This window comes from Homoserinimonas aerilata (assembly GCF_006716125.1).
GTDB classification, from domain to species: Bacteria; Actinomycetota; Actinomycetes; order Actinomycetales; family Microbacteriaceae; genus Homoserinimonas; species Homoserinimonas aerilata.
Genome location: NZ_VFOM01000001.1, coordinates 1,616,588 through 1,635,793 on the forward strand (window position 1 = coordinate 1,616,588; position 19,206 = coordinate 1,635,793).

18 protein-coding genes are annotated in these 19,206 nt (G+C 67.3%); all 18 read right to left on the reverse strand.

Going from position 1 to position 19,206, the window contains the following annotated elements; translation table 11 throughout:
• Window positions 1-4 precede the first annotated feature (4 nt).
• The 18 genes from rbfA to FB562_RS07740 all read right to left on the reverse strand — a co-directional run bounded on the left by rbfA (window position 5) and on the right by FB562_RS07740 (window position 19,193).
• Window positions 5-439: a 30S ribosome-binding factor RbfA gene (rbfA, locus tag FB562_RS07655; RefSeq protein WP_141880560.1), complete on the reverse strand. Its 435-nt coding sequence runs from the start codon at window positions 437-439 to the stop codon at window positions 5-7.
• A 194-nt stretch (window positions 440-633) separates the two neighbouring features.
• Window positions 634-3,318: a translation initiation factor IF-2 gene (gene infB, locus FB562_RS07660; protein ID WP_141880561.1), complete on the reverse strand. Its 2,685-nt coding sequence runs from the start codon at window positions 3,316-3,318 to the stop codon at window positions 634-636.
• Window positions 3,319-3,434: 116 nt separating this feature from the next.
• The gene (locus FB562_RS07665; RefSeq protein WP_141880562.1) at window positions 3,435-3,716 is read right to left on the reverse strand and encodes a YlxR family protein; all 282 of its coding nucleotides are present in this window, start codon (window positions 3,714-3,716) and stop codon (window positions 3,435-3,437) included.
• A gap of 147 nt (window positions 3,717-3,863) precedes the next feature.
• The gene (gene nusA, locus FB562_RS07670) at window positions 3,864-4,865 is read right to left on the reverse strand and encodes a transcription termination factor NusA (RefSeq protein WP_141880563.1); all 1,002 of its coding nucleotides are present in this window, start codon (window positions 4,863-4,865) and stop codon (window positions 3,864-3,866) included.
• Window positions 4,866-4,973: 108 nt separating this feature from the next.
• Window positions 4,974-6,743, reverse strand: coding sequence for a proline--tRNA ligase (locus tag FB562_RS07675; protein ID WP_141880564.1), 1,770 nt, complete (start codon window positions 6,741-6,743; stop codon window positions 4,974-4,976).
• A 36-nt stretch (window positions 6,744-6,779) separates the two neighbouring features.
• Window positions 6,780-7,928 (reverse strand): flavodoxin-dependent (E)-4-hydroxy-3-methylbut-2-enyl-diphosphate synthase, encoded by a 1,149-nt coding sequence (ispG, locus tag FB562_RS07680; protein WP_141880565.1) that lies wholly within the window; start codon window positions 7,926-7,928, stop codon window positions 6,780-6,782.
• Window positions 7,929-7,994: 66 nt separating this feature from the next.
• Window positions 7,995-9,047 carry an alpha/beta fold hydrolase gene (locus tag FB562_RS07685; protein ID WP_141880566.1) on the reverse strand — a complete coding sequence of 351 codons (1,053 nt, stop codon included), beginning with the start codon at window positions 9,045-9,047 and terminating at the stop codon, window positions 7,995-7,997.
• Window positions 9,048-9,089: 42 nt separating this feature from the next.
• On the reverse strand, window positions 9,090-9,731 hold the full coding sequence (locus FB562_RS07690) for a CoA transferase subunit B (protein WP_141880567.1): 642 nt from the start codon (window positions 9,729-9,731) through the stop codon (window positions 9,090-9,092).
• 2 nt (window positions 9,732-9,733) lie between these two features.
• Window positions 9,734-10,519: a CoA transferase subunit A gene (locus tag FB562_RS07695; RefSeq protein WP_141880568.1), complete on the reverse strand. Its 786-nt coding sequence runs from the start codon at window positions 10,517-10,519 to the stop codon at window positions 9,734-9,736.
• A complete protein-coding gene (locus FB562_RS07700) occupies window positions 10,516-11,451 on the reverse strand; it encodes an alpha/beta fold hydrolase (RefSeq protein WP_141880569.1) in 936 nt (311 codons plus the stop codon). The genes FB562_RS07695 and FB562_RS07700 overlap by 4 nt, the downstream gene beginning before the upstream one ends.
• Window positions 11,448-12,197 carry a 3-hydroxybutyrate dehydrogenase gene (locus tag FB562_RS07705; RefSeq protein ID WP_141880570.1) on the reverse strand — a complete coding sequence of 250 codons (750 nt, stop codon included), beginning with the start codon at window positions 12,195-12,197 and terminating at the stop codon, window positions 11,448-11,450. Before FB562_RS07705 ends, FB562_RS07700 begins: the two co-directional genes overlap by 4 nt.
• Window positions 12,194-12,886 (reverse strand): TetR/AcrR family transcriptional regulator, encoded by a 693-nt coding sequence (locus tag FB562_RS07710; RefSeq protein WP_141880571.1) that lies wholly within the window; start codon window positions 12,884-12,886, stop codon window positions 12,194-12,196. The genes FB562_RS07705 and FB562_RS07710 overlap by 4 nt, the downstream gene beginning before the upstream one ends.
• On the reverse strand, window positions 12,883-14,457 hold the full coding sequence (locus FB562_RS07715) for a class I adenylate-forming enzyme family protein (protein ID WP_141880572.1): 1,575 nt from the start codon (window positions 14,455-14,457) through the stop codon (window positions 12,883-12,885). The genes FB562_RS07710 and FB562_RS07715 overlap by 4 nt, the downstream gene beginning before the upstream one ends.
• On the reverse strand, window positions 14,454-15,563 hold the full coding sequence (locus tag FB562_RS07720; RefSeq protein ID WP_425459819.1) for a branched-chain amino acid ABC transporter permease: 1,110 nt from the start codon (window positions 15,561-15,563) through the stop codon (window positions 14,454-14,456). The genes FB562_RS07715 and FB562_RS07720 overlap by 4 nt, the downstream gene beginning before the upstream one ends.
• Entirely contained in the window at window positions 15,560-16,435 is an 876-nt protein-coding gene (locus FB562_RS07725) for a branched-chain amino acid ABC transporter permease (RefSeq protein ID WP_141880573.1), read from the reverse strand. The genes FB562_RS07720 and FB562_RS07725 overlap by 4 nt, the downstream gene beginning before the upstream one ends.
• The gene (locus FB562_RS07730; protein WP_141880574.1) at window positions 16,432-17,175 is read right to left on the reverse strand and encodes an ABC transporter ATP-binding protein; all 744 of its coding nucleotides are present in this window, start codon (window positions 17,173-17,175) and stop codon (window positions 16,432-16,434) included. Before FB562_RS07730 ends, FB562_RS07725 begins: the two co-directional genes overlap by 4 nt.
• Complete coding sequence (locus FB562_RS07735) at window positions 17,172-17,927, reverse strand: ABC transporter ATP-binding protein (protein WP_141880575.1); 756 nt, start codon at window positions 17,925-17,927, stop codon at window positions 17,172-17,174. The genes FB562_RS07730 and FB562_RS07735 overlap by 4 nt, the downstream gene beginning before the upstream one ends.
• 60 nt (window positions 17,928-17,987) lie before the next feature.
• Complete coding sequence (locus FB562_RS07740) at window positions 17,988-19,193, reverse strand: substrate-binding domain-containing protein (protein ID WP_141880576.1); 1,206 nt, start codon at window positions 19,191-19,193, stop codon at window positions 17,988-17,990.
• Window positions 19,194-19,206: the final 13 nt, after the last annotated feature.

Sequence of the window (19,206 nt, forward strand, 5' to 3'; positions counted from 1 at the left end):
AAGCTCAGCCCTCGTCGTCGGTGCGGGGCTTGACGTAGGGGTCTTCGTCGCCGGCGTACTGTGCCGTGCTCTTCTGCTCCTCGGTCTGCGAGTCGCGCGTGCGAGCCTCCGCGAGGAGATCCTCGATGTGCTTCGCATTCTCGGGCACCGCATCCGCAATGAACTCGATGGTCGGGGTGAGCCGGGAGGTGAGGTTCTTGCCCACCTCGCTGCGCAGCATCCCTGTTGCCGATTTGAGGGCGGCGGCCGAGTCGGTGCGCTCTTCGTCGCTGCCGTACACGGTGTAGTAGATGGACGCGTGCTGGAGGTCGCCGGTCACCCGCACATCGGTGATGGTGACGAAGCCGAGGCGCGGGTCCTTGAGGCCGCGCTCGAGCCTGCGCGCAATGATCTGCTTGATGTGGTCGGCCATGCGTGCCGCCCGTGTCGGATCAACCATGGTGCGTCTCCCTGCCTATGCCAGTCCTGGGTCTGGTCTCGATACGCTTGCTGGCGCTCGCCACCCGACCCGCTTAACTCGGCTCACCCCGCCGCCGGGATGAAACCTTGAGGCGGATGATGTCCTCCGGCTAAGGCAAGTCGGGGTAGGGGCCCCTTGTGCCGTGCCGGAGGACATCATCCGCCGAACCCCGATCAACCCCGGGGCTTCTCCTTCATTTCGATCGTCTCGATCTCGTCGCCGAGCTGGATGTCGTTGAACTTGCCGAGGCCGATTCCGGCTTCGAAGTCCGTCTTGACCTCGGTGACGTCATCCTTGAAGCGACGCAGCGATTCGATGGCGAGGTTGTCGCCGACGACGACGCCTTCGCGGATGACGCGCGCCTTGGCGTTGCGCGTGATCGTTCCCGACCGCACGATGACACCGGCGATGTTGCCGAACTTCGAGGAGCGGAAGATCTCGCGGATCTCGGCGACACCCGACTGGACCTCTTCGTATTCCGGCTTGAGCATGCCCTTGAGCGAGCTCTCGACGTCTTCGAGGGCGTTGTAGATGACCGAGTAGAACCGCACGTCGACGCCTTCGCGCGCCGCACGCTCGCGGGCCTTCGGGTCGGGGCGAACGTTGAACCCGATGATGATCGCGTTGTCGATCGTCGCCAGGTTGACGTCGCTCTCGGTGACGGCACCGACGCCGCGGTGGATGATCCGCAGCTGCACGGAGTCGTCGACCTCGATGTCCATGAGCGATTCCTCGAGCGCCTCGACGGCACCCGACACGTCACCCTTGATGATGAGGTTGAGCGATTCGACCTTGCCGTCTTCGAGGGCCTTCGTGAAGTCCTCGAGGCTGATGCGCTTGCGGCTGCGAGCCAGCGTCGCGTTACGCTCGACGGCTTCGCGCTTCTCGGCGATCTGGCGGGCGGTGCGGTCATCGTCGGTGACGAGGAACGTGTCGCCGGCGCGGGGCACGGAGGTGAGTCCGAGCACTGCGACGGGGCGTGCCGGTGTGGCCGCCTCGACGGTGTCGCCGTTCTCGTCGAACATGGCGCGCACACGGCCGTAGGCGGTGCCTGCGACGATCGGGTCTCCGACCTTCAGCGTTCCCGACTGGATGAGCACGGTCGCAACCGCACCACGGCCCTTGTCGAGCTTCGCCTCGATGGCGACACCACGGGCATCCTTGTTCGGGTTCGCCCGCAGGTCGAGGCCGGCGTCTGCCGTGAGCAGGACCGCGTCGAGCAGCTGGTCGATGCCCATGCGTTGCAGGGCCGAGACGTCGACGAACATGGTGTCGCCGCCGTACTCCTCTGCGACGAGGCCGAACTCGGTGAGCTGCTGGCGCACCTTCGCCGGGTTGGCGCCCTCCTTGTCGACCTTGTTGACCGCGACCACGATCGGCACGTTCGCCGACTGGGCGTGGTTGAGCGCCTCGACCGTCTGCGGCATGATGCCGTCGTCGGCCGCGACAACGAGGATCGCGATGTCGGTGACCTGCGCACCGCGGGCACGCATGGCGGTGAACGCCTCATGGCCCGGGGTGTCGATGAAGGTGATGCGACGCTCTTTGCCCTCGTGCTCCGCCATGACCTGGTAGGCACCGATGTGCTGGGTGATGCCGCCGGCTTCGCCCGCGCCGACGCTCGTGTTGCGGATGGCGTCGAGCAGCTTGGTCTTACCGTGGTCGACGTGACCCATGACGGTGACGACGGGCGGGCGTGCAGCCAGGTCGGAGTCGTCTTCGTCTTCGAGCTCCTGATCGAGGTCGATGTCGAAGCCCTCGAGCAGCTCGCGGTCTTCATCTTCGGGCGACACGATCTGGATCTTGTAGCCGAGTTCGTCGCCGAGCACCTCGAAGGTGGCTTCGTCGAGCGACTCGGTCGCCGTTGCCATCTCACCGAGGTGGAACAGCACGGTCACCAGGTTGCCGGGGCTCGCATCGATCTTGTCGGCGAAGTCGGTGATGGATGCTCCGCGACGCAGACGGACGACGGTGGAACCGTCTCCGCGGGGTACGCTGACGCCGCCCAGCGAGGGGGCTTCGCGCAGTTCGAACTCTGCCCGCTTCGTGCGCTTCGACTTGCGCGCCTTGCTCTTGCCGCCACCGCGACCGAACGCTCCTGCAGTTCCTCCGCCGGGGCCACGACCGCGACCGCCGCCACCCGCAGGCCTGTTGGGCCCGAAGTTGGAACCCGGGGCACCCGCGGGGGCGCCACCGGGACGGAACCCGCCAGCACCTGCCGGACGACCCGGCCCGCCGGCTCCGCCGGGACGGAACCCGCCAGCGCCTGCCGGACGACCGGGGCCGCCGGGACGCGGAGCACCCGGGCGCGGGGCACCGGGACGCGGTGCCGCAGGACGCGGGATGTTGCTGGGTGTGGGGCGCGTGCCCATCCCCTGGCCACTGGCGTAGGGGTTGTTGCCGGGACGCGGGGTTCCCGGGCGCGGGGCGCCGGGACGCTGCATTCCCTGGGTGCTCGCATAGGGGTTGTTGCCGGGGCGAGCCGCTCCGGGACGCGGGGCGTCACCCTCCGCTGCAGGGGCAGCCGGGGCTGCCGGTGCGGCGGGCTCAGCCGGCTTCTCCACCGCAGGCGCAGCGGGCGCCTCAGCGGCCGCAGGCGCAGGAGCGGGGGTCTCGGCCGCAGGCTTGGGCGCCGCAGGCTTCTCGGCGGCAGGCTTCGCCGCCGCCTTCGGCTCCTCCTTGGGTGCGGGCTTGATGCCCTCCGCCTCGAAGGCAGCGCGAAGCTTACGCGCCACCGGCGGTTCGATGCTGGAAGACGGGCCCTTGACGAATTCGCCCAATTCCTTGAGCTTCTCGAGGGCCTGCTTGCTTTCAATGCCGAGCTCTGCTGCGATCTCGTGCACGCGTGGTTTAGCCACAATTCTCCTGTCTGGGGCCCACCCTCACAGGAGCAGGCCATTACTTACGGACGGGTCTCATTTCGAGCCGCTCATTAGTTGTCACGCATTTTTTGTCACTGTTTCGTTCAGCCATTTCATCGGGGCGCCTCATCTGGAGACACCGACTGGTTGAGTGAGAGAACATACTGCTGCAGCCCAGAGGTATCGAGCACGCCGTTCTCCCTGAGCGCCCGGCCGAAGGCCCGACGCCTGAGAGAACTCTCGACGCATTCGACTGTGGGATGCACCCAGGCGCCTCGCCCTGTCATGGCACCGGAAGCATCCGGAACCACTCTGCCGTCGCGCCCGACAAACCTCACAAGGGAGGATGCGGGGGCACGCCTTCGACAGCCGAGGCACGTTCTTACTGGATCCATCTTACACGCCCCCTGTCGGGCGACCGCCCAGAAAATAGGAGCATCCGGTCACTCTTCGAGGATGCTGTCCGGCTGGATGCTGCCTGCCACGTCCAGCCGGCCGAACGCTGGCGCGTCCGTCCGTGCTGCGCACGCATCGACATCCGGTCACTCTTCGAGGATGCTGTCCGGCTGGATGTCGATGCGTGCGCCCGTCAGCTTCGCGGCGAGGCGGGCGTTCTGCCCCTCCTTGCCGATCGCGAGCGAGAGCTGGTAGTCGGGCACAAGCGCGCGCACCGACTTCGTCGCCTCATCGATGACGAACGCGGAACTCACCTTCGCCGGCGACAGCGCGTTCGCCACGAACGTCGACAGGTCAGAGGAGAAGTCGACGATGTCGATCTTCTCGTTGTTCAGCTCAGAGGTGACCGCGCGCACGCGCTGCCCCAGCTCACCGATGCAGGCACCCTTCGCGTTGATGCCCGGCTCATTGGCGCGCACGGCGATCTTCGTGCGGTGGCCGGCCTCACGGGCCAGCGAGACGATCTCGACGAGGCCGCTCGCGATCTCGGGGACCTCGAGGGCGAAGAGCTTGCGCACGAGCGACGGGTGCGTACGAGACACCGTGATCTGCGGCCCCTTCAGCCCCTTCGAGACACTCGTCACATAGACGCGGATGCGCGAACCATGCGCGTAGTCCTCACCAGGAACCTGCTCCTCAGGAGGCAGGATCGCCTCGATCGAGCCCAGGTCGACGTGGATCATGCGCGGATTGGGGCCCTGCTGGATGACGCCGGCGACGATGTCGCCCTCGCGCCCCTTGAACTCGCCCAGCACGGCATCGTCGGCGATGTCGCGCAGACGCTGATTGATGACCTGCTTCGCCGCAAACGCTGCGATGCGCCCGAAGTCGCTGGGGCTGTCGACAGCCTCGCCGACGACATTGCCCTCCTCGTCGAGCTCGGGGACGAAGACGGTGACATGACCGGTCTTGCGATCCAACTCCACGCGCGCCTCGACAGGCTCGGCATCCGCAGCACGCTGCTCGCCGGGAGACGTGTGCTTGATGTAGGCCGTGAGGATGGCCTGCTCGATGATCTGCACAAGCTCCTCGAACGGAATCTCGCGCTCGCGCTCCATGAGACGCAGCACTCCCAGATCAATGTCCATCGAGGGCCTCCACTATTCAGGTTATGGTCGGTGCACGCTTCGCACCGACGGTCTCTCTACGGTACCCGAGTCGCGAGGGTGATGCGTGCGCACAGCACGACGTTCGGGTCAGACGAGCGCCCGGTAGGCGTCGACGAGCCCGTCGATCGCAACAGGGGTCTTCACGCCCGTGCGCCGATCCCACAGCTCGACCGTGCCATCCGCCGCGCCCTTGCCGACGATGACGATGATCGGCACACCGATGAGCTCTGCGTCACCGAACTTCACACCGGGCGAGACCTTCAGGCGGTCGTCGTACAGCACATCGGCGCCCGTCGACTCGAGATCTGCGACCAGCCGATCGGCGACAGCGTAGACGGTCTCATCCTTCGTGGCGGCCACGACGTGGACGTCGAACGGGGCAACGCTGCGCGGCCAGATGAGTCCGCGCTCGTCGTTGCCGAGCTCGGCGATCGCCGCCATGACGCGGGTCACACCGATGCCGTACGACCCCATCGTGACGGTGACGAGCTTGCCGTTCTCGTCGAGAACCTTGAGCCCGAGCGCCTCCGCATACTTGCGGCCCAGCTGGAACACATGCCCCAGCTCCATGCCCCTTGCCAGCTCGACCGGGCCTGAGCCGTCGGGCGCAGGATCACCGGCACGAACCTCGGCGATATCCGCGGTGCCATCCGAGAAGAAGTCGCGACCGGCGACAAGGCCGAGCACATGCTTCTCGTCGGCGTTGGCGCCCGTGACCCAGGAACTGCCGTCGACGACGCGGGGGTCGAGAAGATAGCGGATACTCGTGGCCGACTCCTCGCCGAGCACGGGGCCCTGCGCAGACCACGGCCCGATGTAGCCCTTCACGAGGCCCGGGTTCTTGGCGAAATCGGCATCCGTCGCGGGCTCGACCTCCGCCGGTGCGAAGGCGACCTCGGCGCGCTTCATGTCGACCTCACGGTCGCCGGGCAGCCCGACCACCACGATGTCGCGCGTTCCATCGAGATGCTTCAGGGCGAGCACGACGTTCTTGAGCGTGTCGGCCGCAGCCCACGGCCTGTCGGCGCGGGCGTGACGGTCGTTGGCGAGAGCGACGAGAGTGTCGATCGTCGGGGTCTCGGGTGAGTCGAAGACAACCGGCTCGGGAAGCCCGTCGAAAGGAATGGCATCCGGTGCCGTCGCCGTGAACGCCTCCACATTGGCGGCGTAGCCACCCGCCGACCGCACGAACGTGTCCTCGCCGACCGGCGTCGGGTGCAGGAACTCCTCGCTGCGGGAGCCGCCCATGGCGCCGGCATCGGCCTTCACGATCACATACTCGAGACCAAGACGCGTGAAGATGCGCTCGTAGGCGTCACGCTGCGCCTGATAGCTCGCATCCAGACCCGCGTCGGTGTGGTCGAAGGAGTAGGCATCCTTCATCGAGAACTCGCGGCCGCGCAGAAGGCCGGCACGCGGCCGCGCCTCATCACGGTACTTGTCCTGGATCTGAAAAATTGTGAGCGGCAGATCCTTGTAGCTCGAGTACAGGTCCTTCACGAGAAGCGTGAAAACCTCCTCATGCGTGGGGGCGAGCAGCATGTCGCTGCCCTTGCGATCCTGCAGCCTGAACAGGTTGTCGCCGTACTCCTCCCAGCGGCCCGTCGTCTCGTAGGGCTCGCGGGGCAGAAGTGCGGGGAACAGCACCTCCTGGGCGCCAGCGCGCTCCATCTCGTCACGCACGACCGCCTCAACCCTGCGGCGAACCTTCAACCCGAGCGGAAGCCACGCGAAGACACCCGGGGCCTGACGTCGGATGTAACCGGCCCGCACAAGAAGGCGGTGGCTGGTGACCTCCGCATCGGAAGGGTCATCGCGGAGCGTGCGGACAAAGAGCTGAGAGAGGCGTGTAGACACGGGTACCAACTTACCGCTGCCGGTGGGCGGTCAGCGTCAGGCGGTGACGACCTGCGGCGTGCCCGTCTCGCCCGCAGGCATCTCGGCGGCCAGACGGTTCGCCTCCTCGATGAGCGTCTTGACGATGTCCGCCTCAGGCACGGTCTTGATGACCTCGCCCTTGACGAAGATCTGGCCCTTGCCATTGCCGGATGCGACACCCAGGTCGGCCTCGCGGGCCTCGCCAGGTCCGTTGACGACGCAGCCCATGACGGCAACCCGCAGCGGAACGCTCATGCCCTCGAGACCCGCAGTGACCTCATCGGCCAGCTTGTAGACATCCACCTGGGCGCGTCCGCAGCTGGGGCAGGAGACGATCTCGAGCTTGCGTTCGCGCAGATTCAGCGACTGCAGGATCTGCAGACCCACCTTGATCTCCTCGACCGGCGGCGCCGAGAGGGAGACGCGGATGGTGTCGCCGATGCCCTCCGACAGGAGGATGCCGAAGGCCGTCGCCGACTTGATGGTGCCCTGGAACGCCGGGCCAGCCTCGGTGACGCCGAGATGCAGCGGCCAGTCGCCGCGCTCCGCCAACAGCCGGTACGCCTTCACCATGACGATGGGGTCGTTGTGCTTGACCGAGATCTTGAAATCGTGGAAGTCGTGCTCCTCGAAGAGGCTCGCCTCCCAGACCGCGCTCTCCACGAGAGCCTCCGCGGTGGCCTTGCCATACTTCTGCAGAAGAGACGGCTCGAGCGAGCCCGCATTCACACCGATGCGGATGCTCGTACCCGCAGCCTTGGCGGCAGCCGCGATCTTGCCGACCTGGTCGTCGAACTTTCTGATGTTGCCCGGGTTCACACGCACAGCGCCGACGCCGGCGTCGATCGCCGAGAACACGTAGCGCGGCTGAAAATGGATGTCGGCGATGACCGGAATCTGGCTCTTCGCCGCGATGATGTGCAGCACATCGGCGTCGTCCTGATGCGGAACCGCGACGCGCACGATGTCGCATCCGGATGCCGTCAGCTCGGCGATCTGCTGAAGCGTCGCATTGATATTGGTTGTCTGCGTCGTCGTCATCGACTGCACGCTGACCTGGGAGTCACTGCCGACGCCGACCTTGCCGACCTTGATCTGCCGGGTCTTACGACGGGGCGCCAGAATGGGGGGCGTTGAGGGGATTCCGAGATTGATTGCAGCCACGCGTTGATTCTACGCGGCGGTGCTGGGCGCACGGTCAGAACGGCGCGACATCCGCACCGTCCAGCCTCAGCCGAGCTGGGTGGTGAGCTCAGCCAGGAAGCGTTCGGGATGCTCGAGGTGGGCCGAATGACCGCACTCCTCGAACACGACCTCGCGATAGGTGCCGCCGTTCGCCGCATAGCGGTCGAGGACGGCGCGGGTCTGACTGAGCATCGGCTGCGCCGGGGCCACCTGCTCGCCGGGCCAGCCGGGGATGTAGCCGAGGCTGCCGAGGTGATTGATGTCGAGCCCCGACGGCTCGCCCACGATGACATCGTCGGCGCCGCGAATCCACAGCACGGGCGGCTTCGCCTCAAGCCCGACGATCGCAGAGACATTGAAGTTGGTGGGCGCCATCGTGTTCAGCACGCCCCGGGCACCCGGCGCGAAACCGGGCCACGATTCAGACGCCGAAGAGTCGCCCGGATAGTTGCCCTCCCGTGTGACGGTGCTCAGCATCGACTCCACCCACACGTCCTCATACGGCAGGCCGACGGCATTCTTGACGTAGGAGCTCCTGAAGACGTTGCGAGGCGAGAACGGCGACTCGTCTGAGGTGTCGCCGGCCGCGATCCTTGCCACCACCTCGGGGTTGGCGCCACCGCCGCCCGTTCCGGCGCCATCTGCCGTGAGCATCCGCCCGTCTGCGCCCACCGTGCCGCCGTAGCCGTACGGCGACACAGGAGAGACGAAAGTCGCCGAACGCACCAGCTCGCCGCGGTCGAGCATGAGCTGCATGACGACGCCACCGCCCATGCTCCAGCCCACGAAGTCGGCAGCGCCGATGCCGAGCTCGTCGACGACCGACGCCACATCATCAGAGAAGTCACGCACCCCGCGCAGGGCGTCGACCGCAAGCGCCTCGCTGCCGCCGAAGCCGCGCAGATCCACGGCGACGGCGCGCACGTCTGCGGGCAGCGCGAGCATCGTCGGCTGCCAGAACAGCGACGACGACACATTGCCGTGCACGAACACGACCGTGCGCCGCGGATGCTCCGAAGCCCGCTCGAGCACATTGGCCGCCAAGCGCGAGGTGCGGACGGTGCGCGCCGTGATGCCGTCGAACAGAGTGTCAACCACGTGATGCTCCTTTGCGTCTGCGGTGGGTCGAGCGGGTCGGCCCTACGTTGCGAGGGCGATGGTGAGGGGCGGCTCCGTGGCCGCCACCACCTCATCGACCGTGATGCCGGGGGCGAGCTCGCGAAGCACGAGCCCGTCATCGGTGACATCGATGACGGCCAGATCGGTGATGATGCGGTGCACGACCCTCTTGCCCGTCAGCGGCAGCGAGCACTCGTTCACGATCTTGGCGCTGCCATCCTTCGCCACATGCTCCATGAGGATGATCACGCGACCCGCGCCGTGCACGAGGTCCATGGCACCGCCCGGCCCCTTCACCATCTTGCCGGGGATCATCCAGTTGGCGAGGTCGCCCGTGACCGACACCTGCATGGCGCCCAGGATGGCGGCATCGATCTTGCCGCCGCGGATCATGCCGAAACTCAGCGCAGAGTCGAAATAGGAGGACCCCGGCAGAACCGTCACCGTCTCCTTGCCCGCGTTGATCAGATCGGGGTCGACCGCGTGCTCCGTCGGATACGGGCCGACGCCGAGGATGCCGTTCTCCGACTGCAGAACGACCGTGACATCATCCGGAACATGGTTCGGCACCAGCGTGGGGAGCCCTATTCCAAGATTGACATATGAGCCGTCGACGAGTTCGAGCGCCGCCCTGGCCGCCATCTCGTTGCGTGTGAGGGCCATCGCTACCTCGCCTCCCCTGTGCCTGTCGAACTGACGGTTCGCTTCTCGATGCGCTTCTCGATGCCCGTGCCGACCTCGAAGATGCGATGGACGTAGACGCCGGGCAGATGAACCGCGTCGGGGTCGATCTGGCCCGGCTCGACAAGCTCCTCGACCTGCACGATCGTGACCTTCGCTGCCATCGCCGCCAGCGGGTTGAAGTTACGAGCCGCCTTGTTGAACACGAGGTTGCCGTGCCGATCGCCGCGCAGCGCATGAACGAGGGCGAAGTCCGTTGTGATCGACTCCTCGAGCACGAAGTCACGGACGCGACCCCGGAACTCGAACTCGCGAACCTCTTTGGGCTCGGATGCCTTCGCGACGCCGCCAGAACCGTCATAGCGAACCGGCAGGCCGCCATCGGCCATCTGGGTGCCGACCCCCGTGGGGGTGAAGAACGCGGCGACACCCGCGCCGCCGGCCCGAAGCTTCTCGGCCAGCGTGCCCTGAGGCGTCAACTGCACCTCGAGCTCACCCGACAGGAACTGCCGCTCGAACTCCTTGTTCTCGCCGACATACGACGCCGTCATCCGGCTGATGCGCCGCGACTGCAACAGCAGCCCCAGCCCCCAGTCATCGACGCCACAGTTGTTGCTCACAACCTTCAGATCATCCGAACCCAGTTCGTGAAGCGCCTCGATCAGCGCCATCGGGTTACCCGACAGCCCAAAACCGCCCACAGCAAGCGACGAGCCGCTCGCGATGTCTGCGACAGCATCCGCCGCCGATCCGACAACCTTGTCGATCATGCCTTCTCCGCCTCTGTCGTCAGTGACCCCGTCGTGACTGGGCCAGGGGTCACACCTTCGAACGCCGCACGCACCGGTGCCGCGACCAACTCTGCGCCCCGCCTCGACAGGACGATCGTATAGTGGTTGACCCCCTCAGCCTCGATGACATCGAGGCCCGGTATGCGCTCGTTCCATTCAATGACAGTGGAGCCCGGGTAGAGCGGCGGCACCTGGTTCAGCAGGCCACGCTCGGCGTGGACGAAGCTGATGGGAATGCGAAGCGCGAGGAGGGCGTCCTCATACCCCGTGTCGCCGTTGAGCTGCAGGGAGTCCTGCGCGACCGCCTCGTAGACGCCCGACGGGGTCAGCTTCGGCGCGACACCGTCGAGGTCGTAGTCGACATAGTTCTGGATGGCGTCGTTCCAGTCATCCGCGAAGGCCGGATGCTCGTGCCAGAACGCGCGATAGTCGTCGACGGCCGCGAAGGTCATCGAGAGCCGCTCGGCGGCGGGCCCGATGAGGAAGGCGGGGATGTCCTCGCTCGCCAAGCCCTCCGGCAGCGGGATGGGCAGGCCCCCATCGACGAGAACGAGCGACGAGACGCGTTCCGGGAAGAAGCGGGCGAGGGATGCGACGACGAAGCCGCCCATGGAGTGGCCGACGGCGGGCACTCGGCCGAGCCCGAAATGATCGAGCACCGCGGCCATGTCCTCGGCATGGGAGGGCATGCCCCAGGGACCCGGAAGGGAATTGCTGCGCCCGCGACCCCTCAGATCGGGCGCGATGATGCGCACATCGGGCAGAGCCTCGGCGACGAGGGCCCACGACACATGGGACGCCGTGATGCCATGGACGGCGAGGATCGCGGGGCCGTCCTCTGGCCCCCAGACGCCGACCGTCATCTCGCCGCCGCGCACGGGGACGCGTTCGACGCGGTAGTCACTTGTCATCGCGCAGACCACCCGCCATCCATCGTGTAGGAGGCGCCCGTGACCATGCCGGCCCTGTCGCCGGCAAGCCAGAGCACGAGCGAGGCGACCTCCTCGGGCTCGACCATGCGCTTGACCGCACTCTCGGTGAGCATGATCTTCTCGACGACCTCCGACTCGGGGATACCGTGCACGCGCGCCTGGTCGGCGATCTGCTTCTCGACGAGGGCGGTGCGCACATAGCCGGGATTGATGCAGTTGCTCGTGACGCCGTGCGGGCCGCCCTCGAGCGCCGTCACCTTCGACAGCCCCTCCAGACCGTGCTTCGCCGTGACGTAGGCCACCTTGAACGGGCTCGCCCGCAGGCCATGAACGCTGCTGAGATTGATCACGCGCCCGAACCCGCCCGCGTACATGTGCGGGAGGGCAGCCCTGACCAGCAGAAAAGGCGCCTCGAGCATGAGCCTCTGAATGAAGCGGAACCTCTCGACATCAAAATCCTCGATCGGACTCACATGCTGGATGCCGGCATTGTTGACGAGGATGTCGACGTCGAGCGACACGTCCTCGAGGGCGACGGTGTCGCTCAGATCGACCCTCCACGCCTCCCCGCCGATCGACGATGCGACCGCCTCTGCGGCGTCACCGTTCAGATCGGCGACGATGACATGCGCGCCGGCGGCGGCGAGCGCCCTCGCGGTCGCCTCGCCGATGCCGCTCGCTCCGCCCGTGACGAGCGCCCTGCGACCCTGCAGCTCCTGCGTCATGGCTGGTCCTCCCTGTCGTCCGGTGCCGCAGCACCGCGCGAGCCGAGCCCGCGTTGAATGAAGCGCATCATCTCGTCGAGGACCTCTGTGGGCATCTGCGAGGTCTCGCCCGCGAGGGGGCCGACGTCACCCGAGTCGGCGCGGTCGCCCCACAGCACCCAGCGCATGCCGAGCATCTCGCCGATGCCCATGAGCGCCCACGCGGCGACGGTGGGGTCGGTGTCGATCTCCCCTGCATCCCTCGCCTTCGTGAGGCCGTCGACGTAGCCGTCGACGATGCGCGAGTAGTGCAGCTTGAGGGCCCGCGGAGACACGAATTCGGCCTCGCGGATGATGCGGTAGAGCGCCGGATGTTCGGCCGTGAACGCAAAGAAGCCTTCGAAGCCGAGGCGCTCGGCCTCGATACGGTTGCGGCCCTTCGCTGCTGCCGTGCTCATCGCGTGGCGCACCCGACGGTTGAGGTCTTCGACGGTCTCCTCGAAGACCTGCAGTTTGCTCTCGAAGTACAGGTAGAAGGTGCCCTGCCCGACACCCGCCTCCTCCGTGATGCGCACGATGGAGGCCTCGGTGTAGCCCAGCTGGGCGAAGACGCTCTCGGCCGCCCGCAGGATCTTCTCGCGGGTGCGGGTGCCCCTCGCCGTGCGCGGGGTGCGGTCGACGCCCTTCGTCTCGTTCGCAGTGCCGGTCATCGTGCCTCCTCCTGTGCCGCGGGCGTCGCCATCGACTCGCTCGTCCAGCGCTTCGCGAGAGCCCTGCGCATGACCTTTGCTGTCGACGAGCGCGGAATCTCCGAGACGAAACGGATGGCCCGGGGCACCTTGAAACCCGCCAGCCGTCCCCGACACCACTCGATCAGGTCCTGCTCGTCTGTCGAGACGCCGGCACGGGTCACGACCCACGCAACCCCCCGCTCGCCCCAGCGTTCGTCGGGCACCCCGGCGACCGCGGCATCCGCAACGGCAGGGTGGCCGAAGAGCACGCCCTCGATCTCGACCGGTGAGACGCTCTCTCCGCCCGAGATGAAGATGTCCTTGATGCGGTCGACGACACGGTAGTAGCCGTCGGCGTCGCGGCTCACCAGGTCACCCGTGTGCAGCCAGCCGTCGATGAGTGTCTCACTGGTAGACGCCGGGTCGCGGAAGTAGCCGGGAAAGACGCTCGGGCCGCGCACGAGCAGTTCACCCGTCGCCGCACCCTCGAGTCGCTCCCCCGTGACATGGTCGGCGAGGGCGACCTCGACGTGCGGATACGGCTTGCCTGCCATGCCGACGCGCGTTCGCGCATCCTCGTCGGGGAGACACAGGACGTTGGGCGAGGCCTCCGTCAGCCCGTAACCCTGCGTGAGGGCGACGCCGCGGGCGTGCCACGTTCGCAGGAGGGGCTCCGGCATGGGCGCTCCCCCGACGATCGCGTGCTGCAGGCTCGACAGATCGCTGCGCTCGAAGGCGGGATGCTCGGCCAGGAAGAGATAGTTCGCCGGCACGCCCATCGTCGTCGTGATGCGGCGCTCCTGGACGAGCTTGAGAACGCGCCCCGGGTCGAAGGTGCGCTCGAGAACCACGGTCGCGCCCGTCCACCACGCGAGGAGGGGCTGAACGTTCCACCCACCGACGTGGTACTGCGGCATGACCGCGAGAACGATGTCGCCAGCACGGATCTCGGCCGTGCGAGACAGCGCCAGGTTGGTCCAGAAACAGTTCGCGTGCGTGAGAACGGCGCCCTTGGCCTGGCCGACCGTGCCGGAGGTGAAGATTATGAGGATCGGGTCGTCGTCACGCACGGCGCGGTGCTCGGCCGGCTCGTCGAGGGCGCGCTTGGGGTCAGGAACCCGCGACTCGATGCCCCGGGTTCCGAGCGCACCCCACGGGATCGGCTCGACCAGAAGAGCGGATGCCTCGCCGCCGAGAGAGAGGAACTCCTCCTCGACGAGCAGAACGGCAGGGTCGGCCTGCTGCAGCTGCTCGGCGAGTTCGCGCGGCGACAGCCGCCACGACAGCGGCACGAGCACGAGCCCGGCCTTGGCGCACGCGAAGAACAGCACGACCTGGTCGGCACTGTTGCCGGTGAGCGTCGCGATGCGATCGCCGACGCCGTAGCCGGCGGCCCGCAGCCGTGCCGCGAGCGCCTCCGCGCGCTCATCGAGTTCACGATAGGTGACGACGACGCCGCGATCGTCGACGGCGACCCTCGCGGGCGTCGCGATGGCCCTATCGCTCGTCCAGCGGCCCAGAGTGTGCAGCCCATCCATCGTGTTCGTCATACCGTCTCCTCGAGGACGTCCCGCTCGGCGGTCCGCGACTGGCGTCGCGGGGCCGTTGCCCTTCGGGCGAGCCCGGCGAGGCCGCCCGGGAGGAACAGTACGACAAGGATAAACAGGGTGCCGAGAATGAACAGCGGCTCCGAGAGCGGGATCCGCAGCACCTCGGGTAGCCCCTGGATGGCGTCAGAGCTCGCCAACGCGGTGAGTCGCTGGTCGAGGAGCGTGTACACGACGCCCCCGACCACGGCGCCCCAGCGCGAACCGACGCCGCCGAGCACGACGATCACGAGGATCGTGAGCGTGAAATCGGCGGAGGTGGCACGCGGCGTGGCGCCGCTCTGCAACAGCAGGTAGAGCATCCCGACCAGAACGGCGAGCGCCGAACCGACGACGAGCGCGAGGTGCTTGACGACGAACGGCCTCGTGCCGAGCACCCGCACCCGCAGCTCGTTCTCGCGCACGGCGGCGGCGACATGGCCCGCCCGCGAACGCTCGAACCAGGCGACGACGAGGAACACGAGCACGAGCAGCGCGAGCGCCACCCAGTAGAGGTTGCGGGTGTTGAGCACACCGACGAGCATCTCCGGAACGTTCTCCGTCGCGAGCGACAGCCCCTCCTCGCCGCCCGTCAGCTGCGGGTTGCGGCGGATGAGCACCGAACCGGCCTGGGCGAACGCGAGCGTCACCATCGCGAAGGAGATTCCCGTCACCCTGAGGCTGATCGCGCCGAGCACCGCGGCCGCCACGATGCCGCCCGCGAGGGTCAGCACGACCGCCACGGCGAGCGGCAGATCGGTGTCGCGCAGCACGATTCCGAGCCCATAGGCGCCGACCGCGAACCAGAGCGCATGCCCGAAGGAGAGCAGGCCCGCCACCCCGAAGATGAGGTGGTAGCTGAGCGCGAGCGCCGCGTAGAGCAGGCACAGCGCGAGCAGCTGCAGCGTGCCCGGCATGTACGTCGGGCCGGGGAACAGGCCCGGAATGCTGATGTTCAGAAGCGGCAGCACCGCGAACACCGCCACGAGCACCACCCCCACGATCCACGGTGTGAAGCGGCTGCCCATGATCGCCCGCATGCCCCTGCCCTTCTCCTGCGTGTTCGTCATGCGCGTGCCCCCAACAGTCCCGACGGCTTCACCAGAAGCACGACCGCGAGCAGCACCACGACGACGAGGTCGCCCGTGCCGCCCAGATAGAAGTTCGCGAACTGCTGCAGAACCGCCACGACGACGGATGCGATGGCGGCGCCCGCGAGGGACCCCAGACCGCCGATGACGGTCACGATGAACGCGAAGATCAGCAGCGTGCCACCGAGATGCGGCGACGCGTAGCCGAAGTAGTGCGAGGCGAGCACGCCGCCGAGCCCCGCCGCGGCGCCGCCGATCGCGAAGACGAGCGTGAAGGCCTTGCGGACGTCGATTCCGAGCGCCGTCACCATGGAACGATTCTCCACACCGGCCCGGATGATGAGCCCGTAGCGCGTGAAGCGCAGGAACAGCACAAGGCCCAGAAGCACGAGCGCCGCCGCGATGATGAGCATGAAACGGTCGTTGGGGATGCTCGCGCCCAGGATGACCGTCGTCTGGTCGAGCCAGGCCGGCGCCGCCGTGTAGAGCGGGTCGGTACCCCAGACACCCTCGAACAGCGCGACGGAGGCCAACGACAACCCGACCGTCACGAGCACCTGCTCGATGTGACGGTTGTAGAGCGGCCTGATCAGCAGCAGCTCCGTCGCGGCCGCAACGACCCCACCGACCGCGGCGCCCAGTATGAGGGAGGCGACGAGCGTGACCCAACTGTCGCCTCCGAGCATCCGACTCAGCTCATAACCGGCGAACGCGCCGATCGTGAGGAAGGAGCCGTGCGCGAAGTTCAGGACGCCCATGAGCCCGTAGATGAGCGACAGGCCGGATGCGACGAGAAAGTAGAGCGCCCCCAGGCCGAGGCCCGTGATCAGCAGCAGGATGACCGTACTCACAGCGTCTCGCCCTTCGTCGACTCGCTCGGCTGCTGCGGAGCATCCGCCCCATGCACCCCCAGGAGCCTCGTCGTCAGCTCGTCATCGTCGAGCAGTTCGGCCGCGCCGCCCTCCCACACCGTGCGGCCGCCCTCGACCACGACGGCCGTGTCGGCCAGCCGGCGCACGACCTGCAGATTCTGCTCGACCAACAGGATCGGAACCGTCTTCGCGGCGAGCGCGAGCGCCTCCGCCACCTCACCCACGATCTTGGGGGCGAGGCCCTTCGTCGGCTCGTCCACAAGAAGCAGCCGGTTGTCGTTGAGGAGCGCCCTCGCGAGCGACACCATCTGCTGCTGGCCACCCGAGAGCGTGCCAGCCTGCTGGCCCGCCCGCTGCACGAGGTCGGGGAACAGCTGCTCCACCAGCTCGCGGTTCGGATTCGGCTGGCGCTCCGCAAGCCGCAGGTTCTCGGCGACAGTGAGCTTCGAGAAGACCTCCCGATCCTCCGGCACATAACCGACCCCGCCACGCACGATGCGATGCGTTCGCTCCGAATCGATCCGCACGCCGTCGAAGATCACCTTCCCCTGGCGCTCGATGAGACCCAGGATGCCGCGGATCGTCGACGTCTTGCCGACACCGTTGCGGCCCAGCAGAGCGGTGACACCCGTCGCAGGAACATCGAAGCCGACATCCTCCACGACCTGCTGGCCGTCGATCCGCGCAGAAAGACCGCGCACGGTCAGGATCGCGTTCATACCGTCTCCCCCAGGTAGGCGCTCTGCACGAGCGGATTCGCCATGACAGCGGCGGGCGTGTCGCAGGCGAGCAGCTGACCGTGATGCATGACCGCGACCCGGTCGACAAGGCCGAGCACGACATCCATGTGATGCTCCACCATCAGCACGGTGCGACCGGAGCGGTGCACAGAACGGATGACCTCCATGAGGCCCGGAACATCGGCCGAGCCGACACCCGCCATGGGCTCATCGAGCAGGATCACGCGAGGCTCCCCCGCCAACAGCATCGCGATCTCCAGCTTGCGCTTGTCGCCGTGCGAGAGCAGGCCGGCCTCAGTGTCGAGGTGATGGGCGAGCCCCACCTCGTCGAGGCGATCCCTGGCGACCCGGCTGGCATCATCCGTGCCCCGCGGGAAGCGGAACAACGACACCTCATGACCGAGCGCCACCTGCGCCGCCAGCCGCACATTCTCGAACGCCGACAGCGCCGGAAAGAGACTCGACGTCTGGAACGTGCGGCCCAGACCAGCCCGCGCACGCCGATGGATCGGCATCGCGGTCACATCCCTGCCCTCGAGAACGACGGTGCCCTCCGTGGGGGTGAGCACGCCGGAGACGAGATTGAACAGGGTCGTCTTGCCCGCCCCATTGGGGCCGATCACGCCGAGCAACTCGCCGGGGGCGATCGAGAGCGTCACGTCATCGATGATGCGCGCGCCCCCGATGCTGAGGCCGAGGTGCTCGACGGTGAGCACGGGCTGGTCTGCCATTGTCGCTACATTCCTGTCGTCGGTTCGAATTCAGCCGTCGAGATCACTCGGCAATCGAGATCACTCGGCAATCGGCGGGGCGACGAGCTCGGCGTCGGCGACGGCGATGAGCTCGGGCTTCCAGCTGTCACCATCGGCGACGAGCGCCACCTGGAACATCGGCTGGATGACCGCGTGGTCCTCCGCACGGATCGTCATCTCACCCTTGGGGCCGTTGAACGACCAGCCCTCGAGCGAGGCGACCATGTCGTCGACGTTGTCGCCGCCACCCTCACGGACCGCCTGAACGATCATGAGCGCGGCGTTGAAGCCATCAGGCGAGAAGAGGTCGGCCTCATGTCCGTTGGCCTCGAGATACGAGATCATCGCCTTGTTCTCGGCATTGTCGGTCGCACCCGCGAAGTAGTGGTTGAGGAACTTGATCTGCCCGCTCTGCGCGCCATAGGCACCGTAGGTCGCGACATCGCCGAGACCCGTCACGATGGGGGCCGCGTCGAAGACCGACTGCTGCTCCATCGCCTGCCACATGGCGGCCGAGGATGCTCCGGCCCAGGCCACGAAGACCAGATCGGGGCTCGCCTGCACGATCTGCTGGGCGAAGGGGGTGAACTCGGTCGCATCCTCAGGAACCAGGATGTTGACGACATTCGCCCCCTTGGCGCCGAGCACTGCGGCGACGCCGGCGGCGTTGCCCTGGCCGAAGGCGTTGTCCTGCGCGTACACGACGACCGTCTGACCCTTCGGATCGTCGAGGAAGGTGCCCGCGGTCGCGATGTCCTGGTAGGTCTGGCGGCCGGAGCGGAACGTGTAGTCGTTGATGCCCGTGATCGCGTCAGCCGCTGCGGGGCCCGAGATGTAGAGGATCTTGTTCTGCGCCGCCTGCTCGGCGACCGCGAGCGCAATGCCCGAGGATGCCGTGCCCGCGACGATCTTGAAGCCCTGGCCGATGAAATCCTTGACCGCCGTGACGGCCTTGTCGGCGTCACCGGCGTCGTCGGCGCGCTGGATGTTCAGCTCGCGGCCGTCGACCGCGCCGGTTCCGTCCGTGGCGTAGTCGAGGCCGGCCTCGAAGCCGTTGATGTAGGCCTCGCCGTATGCGGCGAGTGCGCCCGTCTGTGAGTAGACGAGGGCGATGTCGACGGGAGCCGCAGCGTCGCCGCCGCCATTGCCATTGCCGCCCGTTCCGGGATCGCTCGGCGCGCAGCCGGCGAGCGCGAGGCCGACGGTCGCGAGGAGCGCCGGGATGATGAGGACCTTCTTGTGCATGGTCGTGCCTTTC